Consider the following 14,912-nt stretch of genomic DNA (forward strand, 5'->3'; position numbering starts at 1 on the left):
AAAAATTAATAATACTCAGAATAATGAAATATCTACCAATAAGTAAGGAATTATTTACTTCTAATAGAAAAAATTTCGTTAAAAGAACAAAAGGTAATTCGATAGCTGTTTTTCACTCCAATGATGAATTTCCCAGAAACGGCGATCAAACTTTTGCATTTAAACAAAATGCAGACTTTTTTTACTTAACAGGTATAGACCAGGAACAAAGCATACTGGTTTTATACCCGGATTGTCCTAATCCTTTATACAAAGAAGTACTTTTTTTAAGACAAACCAACGAGCACATCGCTGTATGGGAAGGTCATAAATATACCAAAGAGGAAGCCAGGGCTGCATCCGGTATTGAAAACGTACAGTGGCTTAGCGAATATGATGCCATACTGCATAGTATAATTAACTATGCGGATAACATCTACATTAATACAAATGAGAACGACCGGTATAGTTACTCAGTGCCATACAGGGATGTAAGGATGTATGAGCAGTTGCGCCAAAAATATCCTTTGCACAACTATGAGCGCTCTGCGGTTATTTTGCGCGATCTGAGGTCGGTGAAATCAGATATCGAAGTTGAGTTAACCAAAAAAGCCTGCGAAATTACCCGGGATGCATTTGTACGTGTGCTGAAATTTGTAAAGCCCGGCGTTACTGAATATGAAATTGAAGCGGAGACCACCCATGAGTTCTTACGTCAACGGGCTACCGGCCATGGTTACAGTCCGATCATTGCTTCGGGACCAAATGCGAATGTGCTGCATTATGTAGATAACAACCAGGTTTGTAAAGACGGTGACGTTATATTACTTGATTTTGGGGCCGAATATGCCAACTATAATGCCGACATGACCCGTTCGATACCGGTAAATGGCCGCTTTACCAAACGTCAGCGCGAGGTATACGATGCCGTGTTGCGTGTGATGAAAGGTGCGACAGCTATGATAAAAGCCGGAGCAGTATTAACCCAGTACCAGGAAGAGGTTGGCAAAATAATGACCAGCGAACTGATTGGTTTAAAATTGCTGGATAAGCATGATGTAGAAAAACAGGATCCTAAAATGCCATTGTATAAAAAGTATTTTATGCATGGCACCTCTCACCATTTAGGTATTGATGTGCACGATTTCGCCAACCGGTATAATCCGTTTGAAGTTGGTAATATCTTAACCTGCGAACCCGGTATCTACATTCCTGCAGAAGGATTGGGTATACGACTGGAGAATGATATCCTGATCACTAAAGATGGTAATATCGACCTGATGGCTGATATTCCATTGGAAGCAGATCACATTGAAGAGATAATGAACAGTTAGGAATCCGGAAGTTAGAGGTCGGAAGTCGGGAGTCCGAAGCCAGCGAATTTTTCTGAGAAGGAATAAATATTGAATCCGGGCTCCTTCACAGCTTTTAAAACCGATTGGTATAATTCTATTTTATTGATATTGCCCATCCGTTTTTGTTGGATCAGCTTATAGGCTTTTTCTGCCAGCAGGTATTCTTTGCGACTGTTGCTTTTTTCAGCGGAGGTGTGGATAAAATCAGCAATGTCATCGATACCGCTATTTTCAGAAGCTATCGTTTTAAAAACAGGTATCTCCGTTCCTTTTTGCTGAACCATTTTTTTGAGGTTATTGGCGAACAGATCAGCCCCATTCCTGTCGGCTTTGTTGACGATGAAGGCATCGGCAATTTCCATTAACCCGGATTTGATACTTTGTATTTCATCACCTCCTTCAGGAACAAGTACAACAAAGGTGATATCTGCCAGTCCTGCTATTTCTACTTCCGATTGCCCTACGCCAACAGTTTCTACCAATACATAATCAAAGCCCGCTGCTTTAAGAACGTCGGTCATCTCAATGGTTTTTGCTGACAGCCCACCCAAAGACCCGCGCGTAGCCAATGACCGGATGAACACATTTGGGTGATTAAAATGCGATGACATTCGTATCCTGTCGCCCAGAAGTGAACCGAGGTTAAAAGGTGAGGTGGGATCGATCGCTAACACGGCTATTTTTTTATCCTGGCCTGCGAGTTTGGTGATCAGCGCATTAACTAAAGTGCTCTTGCCTGCTCCCGGAGGTCCTGTTATGCCGATTACAGGTGTAGTTTGGTTAAGTGTCAGGCTTTTCAGCAGTTGATCAGCGCCGGCAAGATCATTCTCCACAACAGTCAATGCCCGGGCCACTGATTTGAAATCATGACAGTCAGGTTTGATATTGTTACGGGTTGATGACATTGGTGCTGGCAATTAAGGTAGCAAAAATATAAGGTATTTGATCAATCGGTAGATTGGCAGAATAAAATATTAAGATACAGGATATGTCTATATTTGGCATTCAAAAAAGGCAAGCATCCGGATGGGTCTTAAAAAAAGCGTTTCAATAGTTATACCTAATTATAATGGCAAGCATTTATTAAAGGAATATCTGCCTTTCGCCATCAATGCTATTAAAAACACTGATACTACTTACGAGATCATTGTGGTGGATGATTGCTCTACAGATGACTCGGTTGAGTTTGTTAAAAGAGAATTTCCGCAAATAACGCTGATAGCGAACCATCAGAACAGGGGATTTTCTCACACCTGTAATTGCGGTATTGAGGAGGCACAATATGAACTGATCTTTCTTTTGAATTCAGATGTAAAGCTCACGCCTGATTATTTTGAGAATCAGTGGAAATACTTTTCCGAACCGGATACATTTGGAGTGATGGGCCGTATCATCGATATGGAAGGCGACCATATACAGGATGCCGCCCGTATGCCGAAGTTTAACGGTTTGAAATTAAAGACCGGGTATTTCTATTACACCGATAACCCGGATGACAGGTTATATACTATGTATCTTTCCGGAGCCAATGCTTTGGTTGATGCTAAAAAATTGAAAGAGCTTGGAGGTTTTGACGAAATATTCTCCCCTTTTTACAGCGAGGATATGGAGCTCAGTATCCGGGCGTGGCGATTGAATTGGAAATGCTATTATGAGCACCAATCTATTTGCAGGCACAGACTATCGGCAACAACAAAAAATTATAAAACGCCGCAATGGGTAAAACGCGTTTATTTCCGCAACCGGTTTTACTTTCATGTTATCCATTTTAATGCTCTCGCATCATTCTTCTATTATTGCCAGATCACGCTCATCGATCTTCTGCCTAAATTACTGGTCGGGCAATTTTGGTTGTGGAAGAGCTATGCGGAGTTATTCAAAAACCGTGGCATAATCAGCCAGCGTAGGGCCGAGTTCAAAAAGTTAATGAACAAACATCAAAGCCATACCTCTATTTTTGATGTAGTTGCCAATATAAAGGCCTCAGTAATAAATAAAAACATCACCCGTTTTAAGCCTTAATCGCTGAAGATGAGAGAGGAGCCATTAGTTTCGATTGCATTGTGTACTTATAATGGTGCGAAATTTATCCGCAAACAACTTGATAGTATCCTACATCAAACACATAAAAATTTAGAGATTGTGGTGGTGGATGATTGTTCCACTGACGATACCTATGAAATTATAAGTGATTACTCTAGTAAGGATGACCGGATAAGGTGTTATAAAAATGAAGTTAATCAAGGATATAATAAGAATTTTGAGAAAGCTATCAGTCTGACAACTGGTAATTACATTGCCATAAGTGATCAGGATGATATTTGGTTGCCAGAGAAAATAGCATCATTGTTGGAAAACATTAACGATAACTGGTTAATATTTTCCAACTCCTGTTATATTAACGAGAGGGACGAAAGAATAAGAGAAGAAAGAACTCTGGTGATGGGTTTAGATCCGGCATCCGTCAACTATAAAAGCCTGCTTCTTACTAATTATGTTACCGGGCATACCACACTTTTTAAGCGGGAGTTTATCAGTTATTTTTTGCCGTTCCCGGATAAAGGTTTTTATGATTGGTGGATGGGGTTCATTGCATTATACCACCATAAAATAGCATTTCTTGATAAAGTGCTTACAAAATACCGTATTCACGATGCTTCGGTAATTCAAAAAAGGAACAATTCAGGTCAGGGAAAACGTGAGGTGATAAAGACGATTGATCAAACGCTGTTCATTTTCGCTGAGTATAAACGATTGAACAGCGAAGATGCGGCATTTATCGGCGGCTTAAGGGACGCTTACCGGTTAAATTTTTCTCAGAAAAAATCATGGCCTTTAGTTAGCATCATATTAAAAAACTATAAGGAACTTTTTTATGATCATAAAGCAAGACAAGGGCTCTCTTTGCTGAACTTTGCTTTTAAGTATGCCCGCAAGGCCAGGAAATATGCTTAACGGTCTATTACAAAAGGGTGTACACCTAAATAAATAATTAGCAGTACTTTTGACGAATAATGAAAACCTATTTTAGATTACTTTCTTTTGCAAAGCCAATTGAGAAATTTGCAATACCATATCTGATATATACGCTGCTCTATGTAATACTTAGCTCATTGGTATTTCCATTGCTTATCCCATTGCTTAATACCCTTTTTGATAACAATGCCGGTGCCGTGAAAGCCATTGTTGCTGTAAAGCCGAACAGTTTGCTTAATGTACAGGGATGGTTTAAATATTATATGGATTACTTTATAAGTGTTCATGGGGCGTGGGGAGCACTGCAGTTTGTATGCATCACCATTATCATTACCATATTCCTGGGGAACCTATTCCGGTACCTCTCTGCCCGGACTATGGAAAACCTAAGGATACATACCTTATTGAATATGCGTAAGCGGGTTTTTGACAATGTGATGGATCTTCACCTTGGCTATTTCAGCAATGAACGCAAGGGAGATATCATCTCTAAAATTGCTTCAGATGTGCAGGTAGTTCAATTCTCTGTAACTGCTACTTTGCAGGTTGTTTTTAAAGACCCGGTGCAGTTGATCGTCTTCATGATAATGCTTTTTTTAATCTCAGTAAAGTTGACATTATGGTCCTTGCTGGTTGTTCCTGTATCGGCATTTATTATCTCACGAATAGTAAAGCGATTAAAGTCCCAGGCTATAGCAGCGCAGCAAAGTTATGGCAATATGATAAGTTACCTTGACGAAGCGCTATCCGGGGTCAAAATCATTAAGGCCTTTAATGCTACCGACTTTATAAAACAACGTTTTCATTCCGAAAACAAGCGATATTCAAAAATCATGCGCTCTATGGCCAAGCGTCAGCAATCAGCTTCGCCTGTTTCTGAAATTCTGGCCGTAACGATGATCTCATTTATCGTGTTATATGGCGGATATCTTATTTTAAACAAAAGATCAGATCTTAATGGCGGACAGTTTATAGCTTATATTGCCATTTTTTCCCAGATCATGCGCCCGGCAAAGTCAATTTCCGATTCATTCAGCAATATACATTCAGGCATAGCTGCCGGTGAACGCGTTTTAGCACTTATTGATGAAAAACCACTGATTAATGATGCTCCAAATGCTACCGATATAAAAGAATTTAACGAAGGTATCCATTTTAATAATGTATCTTTTTCCTATCCGGGCAGGGAAGTTTTAAAAGGCATCAATCTTACTGTTCCAAAAGGAAAGACGGTGGCCCTGGTTGGGCCTTCGGGCGGTGGCAAATCAACACTAATGGATTTGATCCCGAGGTTTATAGAGCCGCAATCAGGTGAGATATTGATCGATGATCATAATATTCAGGGTGTAACGATGAATTCTCTTCGTTCATTGATGGGTGTTGTAAACCAGGAATCGATCCTGTTTAATGATTCTATTTATAATAACATTGCCTTCGGTAAGACGAATGTCACCCAGGAAGAAGTGGAAGCGGCGGCTCGTATAGCCAACGCCCATAATTTTATAATAGAAACCGAAAATGGATACAATACCAATATCGGCGACCGCGGCACAAAACTTTCAGGCGGCCAGCGCCAGCGTATTTGTATAGCGCGCGCTGTATTAAATAACCCGCCAATCATGTTATTGGATGAAGCCACATCAGCATTAGATACCGAATCAGAAAAACTGGTGCAGGAAGCTTTGAATAACCTGATGAAGAACCGAACATCGCTCATCATAGCCCACCGTTTAAGCACCATTCAAAACGCGGATAATATTATCGTGTTGGAAAGCGGCGAGATTGTTGAACAGGGAACCCATCAACAACTGATCGCCAAAAACGGCCTGTACAAAAGGCTTATCGATATGCAAACTTTTCAGTAGCTTGTGTCACAATCGCATAATAGCAATTAATGTCCATACCGCCTGTTGTAAATATCGCCCGGAAGGAAGTATTGCAGCCCTATAAATTCCAGTATGCCATTTGTACTTTAGTAACAAATTGGGATGAATATGGCCGAATGCTCGATTCGTTTATTGAGGCGGGTTTTACTAAAGATGATTGCGAATACCGCTATGCCGATAATACCAATGGCAACAGTTTCGATGCCTACCAGGGGATTAACCAATTTTTGCAAAATGCAGATGCAAAATATATCATCATCTGTCACCAGGATATTTTGCTAAAATTCGATAAGCGGGCTGATCTTGACCGCCGCCTTGCTGAACTTGATTCTTTGGACAATAACTGGGCAGTAGTTGGTAATGCAGGCACGAACAATCTCTATCTCGAATCAATGAAGATCACCCACGCGGATATGATCTGTGTAGAAAAAGGGGTTCTGCCGTCAAAAGTCCGTTCGCTTGATGAGAACTTTTTGCTGATTAAAAAATCGGCCAACCTGGCTTTATCCAGGGACCTTTCGGGTTTTCACATGTATGGTACAGATATTTGTTTAGTGGCGGAATGTTTAGGATATACTGCCTATGCAATTGAGTTTAACCTGCTGCATTTGAGCAAAGGTAAAATGGATGCATCATTTTATGACCTGTCGCATAAGCTGGAGAAAAAGTACTCCCGGTTTTTCAGGAGCAGGTATATAAAAACTACAGTTACCCGTTTTTACCTGAGCCCGAACAATGTATGGCGGTCCTTTATGAACATTTCGCTGATCAAAAGTGCCGTGCGTGTGTTTTATAAGATGAAATATAAATCGTCCGGGAAATATTAAGCTCATAATTATGCAGGAACCGTTGATATCAGTAGCACTTTGCACCTATAACGGTGAAAAGTTCCTGCCGGAGCAGATGGACAGTATCCTTGCTCAAACCTATAAAAATCTCGAGATCATTGTTGTTGACGACTGTTCAACAGATAAAACAGTCAGCATTATTAATGCTTACGCAGAAAAAGATAACAGGATAAAACTATTTCGAAATGAAGTCAACCTCGGCTTCAATAAAAACTTTGAAAAGGCGCTCAGATTAACATCCGGCGGGTATATAGCGGTAAGTGACCAGGATGATATCTGGAAGCCTGAAAAATTGCAATCATTACTGAATAATATCAAAGACAACTGGCTAATATTTTCGAACTCCAGTTATCTCGGAGATATAAAACAAGGCAGGCTATTAAATAATTTTAAGTTGCCAAAAAATTATAAGGGCATATTACTCCGTAATCATGTAACAGGGCATACTTCTCTTATGCACCGGGATTTTTTGAACGTCGTTTTGCCATTTCCTCAAGATGGTTATTATGACTGGTGGATGGGCTTTGTAGCATCTTATCATAATAAAATAGCTTTCCTGGATAAGGTACTTACATTATACCGGGTGCACTCAGGTTCAGTGGTTCAAAGCCGGTTGGATGCAGGCAATATCAAAAAGCAGGAATTTGAAAATACCTTGAAAATGCTGGTGGCCTTTTCGGAATATAAAAATCTGAAGCCTGAGGATAAGATATTCATCAGCCAACTAAAAGATGCTTATCAACTGCGGGGAACTGAAGCGCAATCCGCCCCGCTTGAAAAAATAGTTGCATATAATTACCGCGAGCTTTTCCCCAACCGGAAACCCTGGAAGGTACTTACAAAACAAAGCTTTGCACGCAAATTTTCAAAAGGAATTTAATATTGACTGCCTGATGAGCGAGCCATTAGTTTCAATAGCATTATGTACGTACAACGGAGAGCAATTCCTGGCTAAGCAATTAGATAGTTTGCTCGCTCAGAGCTATACTGAAATCGAAGTGGTAGCGGTGGATGACCGATCAAGTGACAAAACATGGGAAATTCTGAATGATTATGCAGCTAAAGATAAGCGGCTGCGCATTAATCTAAATGAAAATAATCTGGGCCATAGCGCCAATTTTGAAAAGGCGATAAAACTTTGCAAAGGTGATTATATCGCTGTTGCTGATCAGGACGATATCTGGGAAAAGGATAAGATCGCGTTAATGATGGGATATGCAGAAAGCCATATAATGGTTTATCACGATTCGGATTTTATCGATGAACAGGATAAGCGCATTGGCAACCAAACGCTGGCATCAAAAAACAGGATGTATGACGGTGATAGCTGTTTGCCTGTAATATTGGCTAACAGCATACATGGACATACCATGTTATTTGATAGCAAACTGAAGAATTACATTTTCCCGTTTAAAGCAGAAGTTTCGCATGACTGGGTTATTGCCTTTGCAGCCTTTAATATTGGAAAAGTGAAATACCTGGATAAAGTTTTAGTGCATTACCGCCAGCATCAAAACAGTGTGACCGACATTTTAGAGCAGAAAGAGAAGGCCGGTGACAAAAATAAGGGCGCAGGTTTACGAAGGTTACCGGTTAATGCCAATTGGCTCCACTATTGCCTGGAATTTAAAAATAAAAGGGACGAAGCGCTGGTAGATAAGGCCTGCCTGCTGTTTTTAAACCTGCTTGATGGGAAAGATAAAATACCTTGTTTCTTTTTTATGATGAAGCATTTCGACCTGCTGTTTTATAATATTGGGTATAAAAAAAGAGGTCTTTTTAGCAGAATTAACTACGTAAGAAAATTATGTTTTAGCTAAGCTTCCCTTTTTTGCGTTAATCTTCTCACTTCTTAAAAAGATATTTAGAAAATATATAATACTTCAATTTAATGGTTAGGAATGGCTTATGCCTGAAATACTTTCTGCAATTGGCTAATGCGGTCAACGCTGTTTTTGCAGGATATTTTAGCTGAACCAATTCGTCGATAAATATTTTAAAAACCGTTTTTTCGATTTTCAATGTAGCTTCAAGTGGTGTAGCGTCTGTATTTACAGGTAAAATTTTATTCCATTTCTCGTGCAATTTCAGGCTTTCCCCCATCCACGTGCTGTCATAATTACCTTCTGAAAAGTGATCAAGCAAAACCTTAAAGGTAACGGCAACCTTATATTTCTGGCCTATCGCCAGGGAAAAGTCGAGGTCGTATCCATGAAAGCGTTTGAAAGTAGCTGCATCAAAGCCGAATTCTGAGGCTATTTTTTTTGTAGTGCATAGCCAGACACCATCTAAACATGCAACTTGCGAAATCTCCTCATTGTTAGGGTTGGCGTAATAGTGTATAGGCGGAGTATCGGACCTTTTGTGGCTTTGAATAAAATTAGCACGCGATGTACCTGATCCTGCGCTGTGCCAGCCCGTTGGTGTTATTGTTTTATAGGTACTTCCGGCAACACCCAGCAAGCCCAAATCCGGCACGGAAGTGAAATGCCCGATCACTGCTTTCCCCCAGTTTTCAGTTCTGATCTCCAGATCCTCGTGCATAAAACAAAGTATATCATATTGTGCCTTATCAATACCAAGGTTGTAGATCTCACAAATGCCTTTTTTGCCCGAGCTATTTTCAAACGTTACAAGCTCATATGGTGCACCGATAGTATTTTGAATATTGTTGCTTACGGCTTTTAAATGTTCAGGGTTAACAGATGAGATGATTACAGAGATCATAGATATAAATAATGACAAAGCTAAATAAGTTGAATAAATATCATTCAGTTTAATGGATAATGGCACAATTCAATATGTTATAGTATAGCTGCAAGCTAAAAAAATTTCAAATGGCGTGTATCAACCAATAGTTAAGATGCGTAAGGTCTGATATGCATCTGCCACATAAAAAGAATTGGTTTCAGAAGGCCTGGCTGAAATATACAGACAGAAAAGCGTATATCAATTATAAATCCCTGGTTAAATATTATACCGAATACAACAATGCATATGCGCTCATTAATAAGTTTGTATCAGAGAATAAAGATTTAACGGTAAACGAAATATTAGATAAGACCCGGAATAGTTTCGAGATCAACCTGATTCATAGCGGTAATTCGGGGGATATTATTTATAGCCTGCCTATAGCAAAAAAGTTGTCAGAAATGACGTCCAAGCCGGTGAATTTTTTGTTAAAACTGGATGAACGTATGCATCTTCCGCCTGGGGATTCGCATCCGCTCAATAATGTCATGCTCAACCAGGCAATGTCGTCAAACCTCATACCATTACTAAAATCACAACACTATATTAATGAAGCGGAAATTTATAATGGTCAGCAAATCCATCTTAACCTGTCACTTTTCAGAGAGGCAGGTTTGGAGCTTGACAAAGGAAATATAGCAAGATGGAATTTTTATACTACCGGCATTAATGCTGATTTAAGCAAACCCTGGATCAATGTACAGCCTGATCAGGAATTTAAAGATTCAATCGTTTTGGCCCGTAGTTCCCGTTATAATAATCCATTGATCAACTATTCGTTCCTGGCCGATCATGATGAGGTAGTTTTTGTAGGTGTGAAACAGGAATATGATAGAATGAAGAAAAGTCTGCCTAAACTATATTGGCATAAGGTGAATGATTTTCTCGAACTGGCAAAAGTTATCAGCGGGAGTAAGTTATTTATAGGAAACCAGTCCTTCCCTTTTTCCGTTGCTGAAGGATTAAAGACAGTCCGTTTGCTGGAAGTATATCACCGTGTACCCAATGTTATTCCCGAAGGTGAAAATGGGTATGATTTTTATTTTCAGAAGCATTTCGAGTACCTTGTCGATTCACTGGTTTCTAACAACAAGCAAACCGTATATGTATAAAAAGAGCCACTCAACCGAGCGGCTCTTCTGTTTTAATAATACTTAATTAATTACTGAAATTTTATGCCTATACCAAACTGCCAAACCTGGTTGCGGTAGTTAGGAATCGGCGAGTTCTGGTCGTATGTATTTGATGAAAGATCGATCAGGTAACGGGCGTGTATGTCAACATTCTGGTTAAGATCTACACTTAAGCCAAATGCGCCTGATATATAGCTTTTATTGGTTGCATCATCATAATAACTTTCGCGACTGGTAGTAAACCCATTATCAAAAGTAGTAGTGCTGGATATTGGTATATTGATCTGAGGACCTATCAGGAAATTGAAGCCACGGACGATACGGAATTTCGCCAGCAATGGAATATCGATATAGTTGTTGCGCTGGGTTAAAGTACCATCGGTAGTATAAGCCTGGTAACCTTTCTGGGAGAATAAAACCTCAGGCTCAAAAGACAATGGGTATACCAGAGGAATATTTGCAACTAAACCGGCATTAAATCCTACGATACCATTGGTACTGTATCCTGTATTGTAAGAAGATACGGTATTGGCCAAACTGACACCACCCTCGATGCCAACACTTGGGCGGTTAAAATCATCCTGCTGGCGCTGCACCGGACGACGGTGAACAACACGGCGAGGGCCATAATAATAAGTCTGGGCGCTTACAGATCCTGCCACCAGCAGGCATATAGCTAAAATAAAAATGTGCTTCATTAGAGTAAGTTTTTTAATAGTTGTTGACCTTTAGAGCGAAACAAAACGGATAGGTTTAGTTGTTTGCAGAAATTTTTTTAATTAGGGTTTAAGTTGGGTGGGGTTAAGTTGAAGTAGTTGTAGAGGTTGTAATGGTTGGAGTCGGCTCATTATTGGCCGTTGATTATGAAAGCAGCTAAGTCCATAACCTTTCCAACTTTTTTAACCTTTCCAACCTTTCCAACTAATCTGCTACATTTGAAACCGCTATGGATCAATTTAAAAAAGGACTGAAAGTTACTTTCCTGTTTGTTTTAATAATCGGCAGCGTTGATGCCTTCTCGCAGCAAAAAACCAGTTACATCAATTTACTGAACCGGCAAAATCATTGGGTCGATTCGGTTTATAAAAAGCTGAACCGTAAACAACGGGTGGCACAATTATTCTTTGTGAGGGCGCATACAGATCGTGGTCAGGCTTATGAGGATTCTGTAGGCAATGTGATCAAGGATCAGCAGATCGGCGGCTTGGTATTTTTCCAGGGCGGACCGGTAAGGCAATTAAACCTGATCAATAAATATCAGAAACTGGCCAAAGTCCCCTTGCTTGTAGCCATGGACGGTGAATGGGGCGTAGGCATGCGCCTGGATTCGACAATATCTTATCCGTATCAAATGACTTTGGGCGCCATACAGGATAACACCCTGATCTACAAAATGGGCCAGTTTGTAGCCTACGATTTTAAACGCTTGGGCATGCAGATCAACCTGGCGCCGGATATGGATGTGAATAATAACCCCAATAACCCGGTGATCAATTACCGTTCATTTGGGGATAATAAATACAACGTCGCCGCCAAGGGAATTGCCTATATGAAGGGCATGCAGGATGCGGGTTTGCTTACCACGGCCAAGCATTTTCCAGGGCACGGCGATACCAATGTGGACTCACATTTTGATCTGCCTCTACTGCCATTCACCCGTGAAAGATTGGATACGCTGGAAGAATATCCTTTCCGCCAGGCGATAAAAGCAGGTATAAGCGGCGTAATGATTGCTCATATGGATATCCCTGCACTGGATTCAACCAAGAATCTGCCGTCTACCTTATCAAGGCCCATTGTAACCGGAACTTTAAAAGATTCACTTGGCTTTAAGGGCCTGGTAATGTCGGATGCGATGGAGATGAAAGCTGTGGTAAAATATTTTCCGGAAGGCGAGGCTGATTTAAGAGCTTTTCTGGCAGGAAATGACATTATCGAGTTATCAGAAAACTCAGAAAGAGCAATCGACATCATAAAGAAAGCAGTTCGCCAGAAAAAAATAACCAAGCTGGAATTTGGAACCAAAGTGAAGAAAGTATTGGCTGCTAAATACTGGGCCGGACTAAATCATTATCACGAGGCAATACCTGAGGGGTTGGTTGAAGATCTGAGCAGGCAAAGTGCCAAATCATTAGTGCAGCAGTTGACTGATGCTTCAGTTACTCTCTTGAAAGGCGATGCCTCGACTGTGCAATTGAACCCGATAGCCAAGACAGCCATCGTAAGCATCGGTGTTACGCAACCTACTTTGTTTCAGAACGAGATAGCCCAATGGTACTTGAATAATGACACCTTTACTGTGGGTAAAGCAACACCGGCAGACGATCTGTTGGCATTGTTAGATAAGCTGCGCGGTTACGACCAGGTGATCGTCAGCATCAATGATACCCGTGCCCGCCCCGCAAGCAAACTGGATTATAGTAACGGTGTTAAGATATTTATTGCACAGATAGCCGCGCATCCGCATTCGGTAGTTTGTGTTTTTGCCAACCCGTATACCATGGCAGGTTTACCGGGAATTGAAAATGCTAGTGCATTGATCGCCGGTTACCAGATGAGTGATGAGATGCAGCGCTCGGCGGTTAAAGTGATCAACCGTATCATCAACCCGAAAGGGAAATTGCCTGTGCGGGTAAGCACTGTTTTTCCTTATGGAACGGGCGTGATTTTAAAGTAAATTCGACAGCATGGAAACAAAGATCAGGGCGATTGTTACCGGAGCTACGGGGATGGTAGGCGAAGGCGTATTGCAGGAATGCTTATCGCATCCGCAGGTAGAAGCGGTGCTGATAGTGAACCGTAAGCCCTCAGGTTTTAGTCACCCTAAACTGAAAGAGATCATTCATGCTGATTTTTTTGATATTTCGCCAATTGCAGATCAATTGAAAGGGTACAACGCCTGCTATTTTTGTCTTGGCGTAACCTCTGTTGGCAAGAAAGAGCCGGAGTATTATAAACTCACCTACACTTTAACGATGCATGTGGCTGAGACTTTAAACCGCCTTAATCCGGATATGACGTTCTGCTATGTATCAGGAGCAAGCACCGATAGCAGCGAAAAAGGAAGCCAGATGTGGGCGCGGATAAAAGGCAAAACAGAAAATGACTTGGCGAAACTGCCCTTTAAACAAGAATTTAACTTTAGGCCCGGATTGATGAAAGCGGCCAGAGGAGCTAAAAACGTACCTTCAATCTATAAATACCTTAGCTGGCTGTATCCGGTACTTCACGCGCTTTTCCCATCCAAATCATGTGATCTGGCAGAAGTTGGTCAGGCGATGATCAATGTGACTTTGCATGGTTACCCAACACGGGTTTTAGAGGTAAGGGATATAGTGGAGGCGGCGAAGAACGTAGGCTAATTACCTCTTTTTGAATTTCTTTTTAGGATTTCGGCTGGTATGAAATATGGAGATCACTATAACCTTTTGCTGTTCATCATCTATGTAATAAACTATAAGAAATGGAAATGTATCAGTTAAGGCTTCATGAAAATTTCTGTGAACTTTTTTATACAGATGCGGATCGTTACAGATTTGCTCAAGTCTACATTGAAAAGCCGCTCGAAATCTTTTTCCTAAACCTTCTTGCTGCTCTTCATACCAGATCACAGAATTAAGTAATTCCATAACGGCTTCCTGACGCAGGTCAAATGAATATTTCATTTATCGCCTTTGCGATTGAGTAATGACTGATCGATAATAGCTACTGTTTCATCCCAGGAATAAGTTCTGCCTATGCCATTTTTATAATCATGTAAGCGCCTATCCAGTTCAGCTTTTTGTTCTTTAGTAAGCTGATACCCATCGTCGATATCATCTTGCAAAAGTGTATAGATAGCTTTTAGCTTCTTATCTTCCGCAATATCGATGTAATCGTGCAAACGTTGCCTTATTTGTGCCGTACTCATGGAATGCCTTTTTTACAAATTTAAAGAAATTATTTTTGCGATTTTTACAGATATATTTTCAATATATTTCTATA

Annotated in this window: 15 protein-coding genes; 10 read left to right on the plus strand and 5 right to left on the minus strand. The window is 40.6% G+C overall.

Going from position 1 to position 14,912, the window contains the following annotated elements; genetic code table 11:
• Positions 1–23: 23 nt before the first annotated feature.
• A complete protein-coding gene (locus tag VIM89_RS21220; protein ID WP_488158191.1) occupies positions 24–1,313 on the plus strand; it encodes an aminopeptidase P N-terminal domain-containing protein in 1,290 nt (429 codons plus the stop codon).
• A gap of 11 nt (positions 1,314–1,324) precedes the next feature.
• Here VIM89_RS21220 and meaB read toward each other — a convergent pair whose 3' ends face one another.
• Positions 1,325–2,239: a methylmalonyl Co-A mutase-associated GTPase MeaB gene (meaB, locus tag VIM89_RS21225; protein WP_488158192.1), complete on the minus strand. Its 915-nt coding sequence runs from the start codon at positions 2,237–2,239 to the stop codon at positions 1,325–1,327.
• Between the two features lie 121 nt (positions 2,240–2,360).
• Between meaB and VIM89_RS21230 the strand changes: the two genes are divergently transcribed.
• Genes VIM89_RS21230 through VIM89_RS21255 form a run of 6 tightly spaced genes read left to right on the plus strand, consistent with a single transcriptional unit; the run spans position 2,361 to position 8,864 of the window.
• The gene (locus VIM89_RS21230) at positions 2,361–3,356 is read left to right on the plus strand and encodes a glycosyltransferase family 2 protein (RefSeq protein ID WP_488158193.1); all 996 of its coding nucleotides are present in this window, start codon (positions 2,361–2,363) and stop codon (positions 3,354–3,356) included.
• A 9-nt stretch (positions 3,357–3,365) separates the two neighbouring features.
• Positions 3,366–4,289, plus strand: a complete 924-nt coding sequence (locus VIM89_RS21235) for a glycosyltransferase family 2 protein (RefSeq protein WP_488158194.1) — start codon at positions 3,366–3,368, stop codon at positions 4,287–4,289.
• A 59-nt stretch (positions 4,290–4,348) separates the two neighbouring features.
• Positions 4,349–6,175 carry an ABC transporter ATP-binding protein gene (locus VIM89_RS21240; protein WP_488158195.1) on the plus strand — a complete coding sequence of 609 codons (1,827 nt, stop codon included), beginning with the start codon at positions 4,349–4,351 and terminating at the stop codon, positions 6,173–6,175.
• Positions 6,176–6,204: 29 nt separating this feature from the next.
• On the plus strand, positions 6,205–7,023 hold the full coding sequence (locus VIM89_RS21245; protein ID WP_488158196.1) for a hypothetical protein: 819 nt from the start codon (positions 6,205–6,207) through the stop codon (positions 7,021–7,023).
• A gap of 10 nt (positions 7,024–7,033) precedes the next feature.
• Positions 7,034–7,924 carry a glycosyltransferase family 2 protein gene (locus VIM89_RS21250; protein WP_488158197.1) on the plus strand — a complete coding sequence of 297 codons (891 nt, stop codon included), beginning with the start codon at positions 7,034–7,036 and terminating at the stop codon, positions 7,922–7,924.
• 13 nt (positions 7,925–7,937) lie between these two features.
• Positions 7,938–8,864 carry a glycosyltransferase gene (locus VIM89_RS21255; RefSeq protein WP_488158198.1) on the plus strand — a complete coding sequence of 309 codons (927 nt, stop codon included), beginning with the start codon at positions 7,938–7,940 and terminating at the stop codon, positions 8,862–8,864.
• Between the two features lie 25 nt (positions 8,865–8,889).
• On the opposite strand, the gene VIM89_RS21260 is transcribed toward VIM89_RS21255, so the two are convergent.
• On the minus strand, positions 8,890–9,771 hold the full coding sequence (locus VIM89_RS21260; RefSeq protein WP_488158199.1) for a glycosyltransferase: 882 nt from the start codon (positions 9,769–9,771) through the stop codon (positions 8,890–8,892).
• A gap of 152 nt (positions 9,772–9,923) precedes the next feature.
• On the opposite strand from VIM89_RS21260, the gene VIM89_RS21265 reads away from it, so the two are divergent.
• Positions 9,924–10,907, plus strand: coding sequence for a glycosyltransferase family protein (locus VIM89_RS21265; RefSeq protein WP_488158200.1), 984 nt, complete (start codon positions 9,924–9,926; stop codon positions 10,905–10,907).
• 50 nt (positions 10,908–10,957) lie between these two features.
• Here the strand turns inward: VIM89_RS21265 and VIM89_RS21270 are convergent, their stop codons facing one another.
• Positions 10,958–11,626, minus strand: a complete 669-nt coding sequence (locus VIM89_RS21270; protein ID WP_488158201.1) for a porin family protein — start codon at positions 11,624–11,626, stop codon at positions 10,958–10,960.
• A gap of 248 nt (positions 11,627–11,874) precedes the next feature.
• Here VIM89_RS21270 and VIM89_RS21275 point away from each other — a divergent pair, with 248 nt between their 5' ends.
• Both VIM89_RS21275 and VIM89_RS21280 read left to right on the plus strand, forming a co-directional pair.
• Entirely contained in the window at positions 11,875–13,605 is a 1,731-nt protein-coding gene (locus VIM89_RS21275; RefSeq protein ID WP_488158202.1) for a glycoside hydrolase family 3 protein, read from the plus strand.
• 10 nt (positions 13,606–13,615) lie between these two features.
• Positions 13,616–14,290, plus strand: coding sequence for an NAD-dependent epimerase/dehydratase family protein (locus VIM89_RS21280; protein ID WP_488158203.1), 675 nt, complete (start codon positions 13,616–13,618; stop codon positions 14,288–14,290).
• Here VIM89_RS21280 and VIM89_RS21285 read toward each other — a convergent pair whose 3' ends face one another.
• Both VIM89_RS21285 and VIM89_RS21290 read right to left on the minus strand, forming a co-directional pair.
• Positions 14,291–14,593: a type II toxin-antitoxin system RelE/ParE family toxin gene (locus tag VIM89_RS21285; protein WP_488158204.1), complete on the minus strand. Its 303-nt coding sequence runs from the start codon at positions 14,591–14,593 to the stop codon at positions 14,291–14,293.
• Entirely contained in the window at positions 14,590–14,838 is a 249-nt protein-coding gene (locus VIM89_RS21290) for an addiction module protein (RefSeq protein ID WP_488158205.1), read from the minus strand. The genes VIM89_RS21285 and VIM89_RS21290 overlap by 4 nt, the downstream gene beginning before the upstream one ends.
• Positions 14,839–14,912: the final 74 nt, after the last annotated feature.

Origin of the sequence: Mucilaginibacter sp. (genome assembly GCF_036568825.1) — a bacterium.
In the GTDB taxonomy this organism is placed as follows: Bacteria; Bacteroidota; Bacteroidia; order Sphingobacteriales; family Sphingobacteriaceae; genus Mucilaginibacter.

Excerpts from the sequence above, each read along its gene's own strand:
- VIM89_RS21275 (WP_488158202.1), top strand. The coding sequence starts at position 11,875 with ATGGATCAATTTAAAAAAGGACTGAAAGTTACTTTCCTGTTTGTTTTA.
- VIM89_RS21290 (WP_488158205.1), bottom strand. The coding sequence starts at position 14,838 with ATGAGTACGGCACAAATAAGGCAACGTTTGCACGATTACATCGATATT.
- VIM89_RS21230 (WP_488158193.1), top strand. The coding sequence starts at position 2,361 with ATGGGTCTTAAAAAAAGCGTTTCAATAGTTATACCTAATTATAATGGC.
- VIM89_RS21280 (WP_488158203.1), top strand. The coding sequence starts at position 13,616 with ATGGAAACAAAGATCAGGGCGATTGTTACCGGAGCTACGGGGATGGTA.
- meaB (WP_488158192.1), bottom strand. The coding sequence starts at position 2,239 with ATGTCATCAACCCGTAACAATATCAAACCTGACTGTCATGATTTCAAA.
- VIM89_RS21235 (WP_488158194.1), top strand. The coding sequence starts at position 3,366 with ATGAGAGAGGAGCCATTAGTTTCGATTGCATTGTGTACTTATAATGGT.
- VIM89_RS21220 (WP_488158191.1), top strand. The coding sequence starts at position 24 with ATGAAATATCTACCAATAAGTAAGGAATTATTTACTTCTAATAGAAAA.
- VIM89_RS21260 (WP_488158199.1), bottom strand. The coding sequence starts at position 9,771 with ATGATCTCTGTAATCATCTCATCTGTTAACCCTGAACATTTAAAAGCC.
- VIM89_RS21285 (WP_488158204.1), bottom strand. The coding sequence starts at position 14,593 with ATGAAATATTCATTTGACCTGCGTCAGGAAGCCGTTATGGAATTACTT.
- VIM89_RS21240 (WP_488158195.1), top strand. The coding sequence starts at position 4,349 with ATGAAAACCTATTTTAGATTACTTTCTTTTGCAAAGCCAATTGAGAAA.
- VIM89_RS21270 (WP_488158201.1), bottom strand. The coding sequence starts at position 11,626 with ATGAAGCACATTTTTATTTTAGCTATATGCCTGCTGGTGGCAGGATCT.
- VIM89_RS21245 (WP_488158196.1), top strand. The coding sequence starts at position 6,205 with ATGTCCATACCGCCTGTTGTAAATATCGCCCGGAAGGAAGTATTGCAG.
- VIM89_RS21265 (WP_488158200.1), top strand. The coding sequence starts at position 9,924 with ATGCATCTGCCACATAAAAAGAATTGGTTTCAGAAGGCCTGGCTGAAA.
- VIM89_RS21255 (WP_488158198.1), top strand. The coding sequence starts at position 7,938 with ATGAGCGAGCCATTAGTTTCAATAGCATTATGTACGTACAACGGAGAG.
- VIM89_RS21250 (WP_488158197.1), top strand. The coding sequence starts at position 7,034 with ATGCAGGAACCGTTGATATCAGTAGCACTTTGCACCTATAACGGTGAA.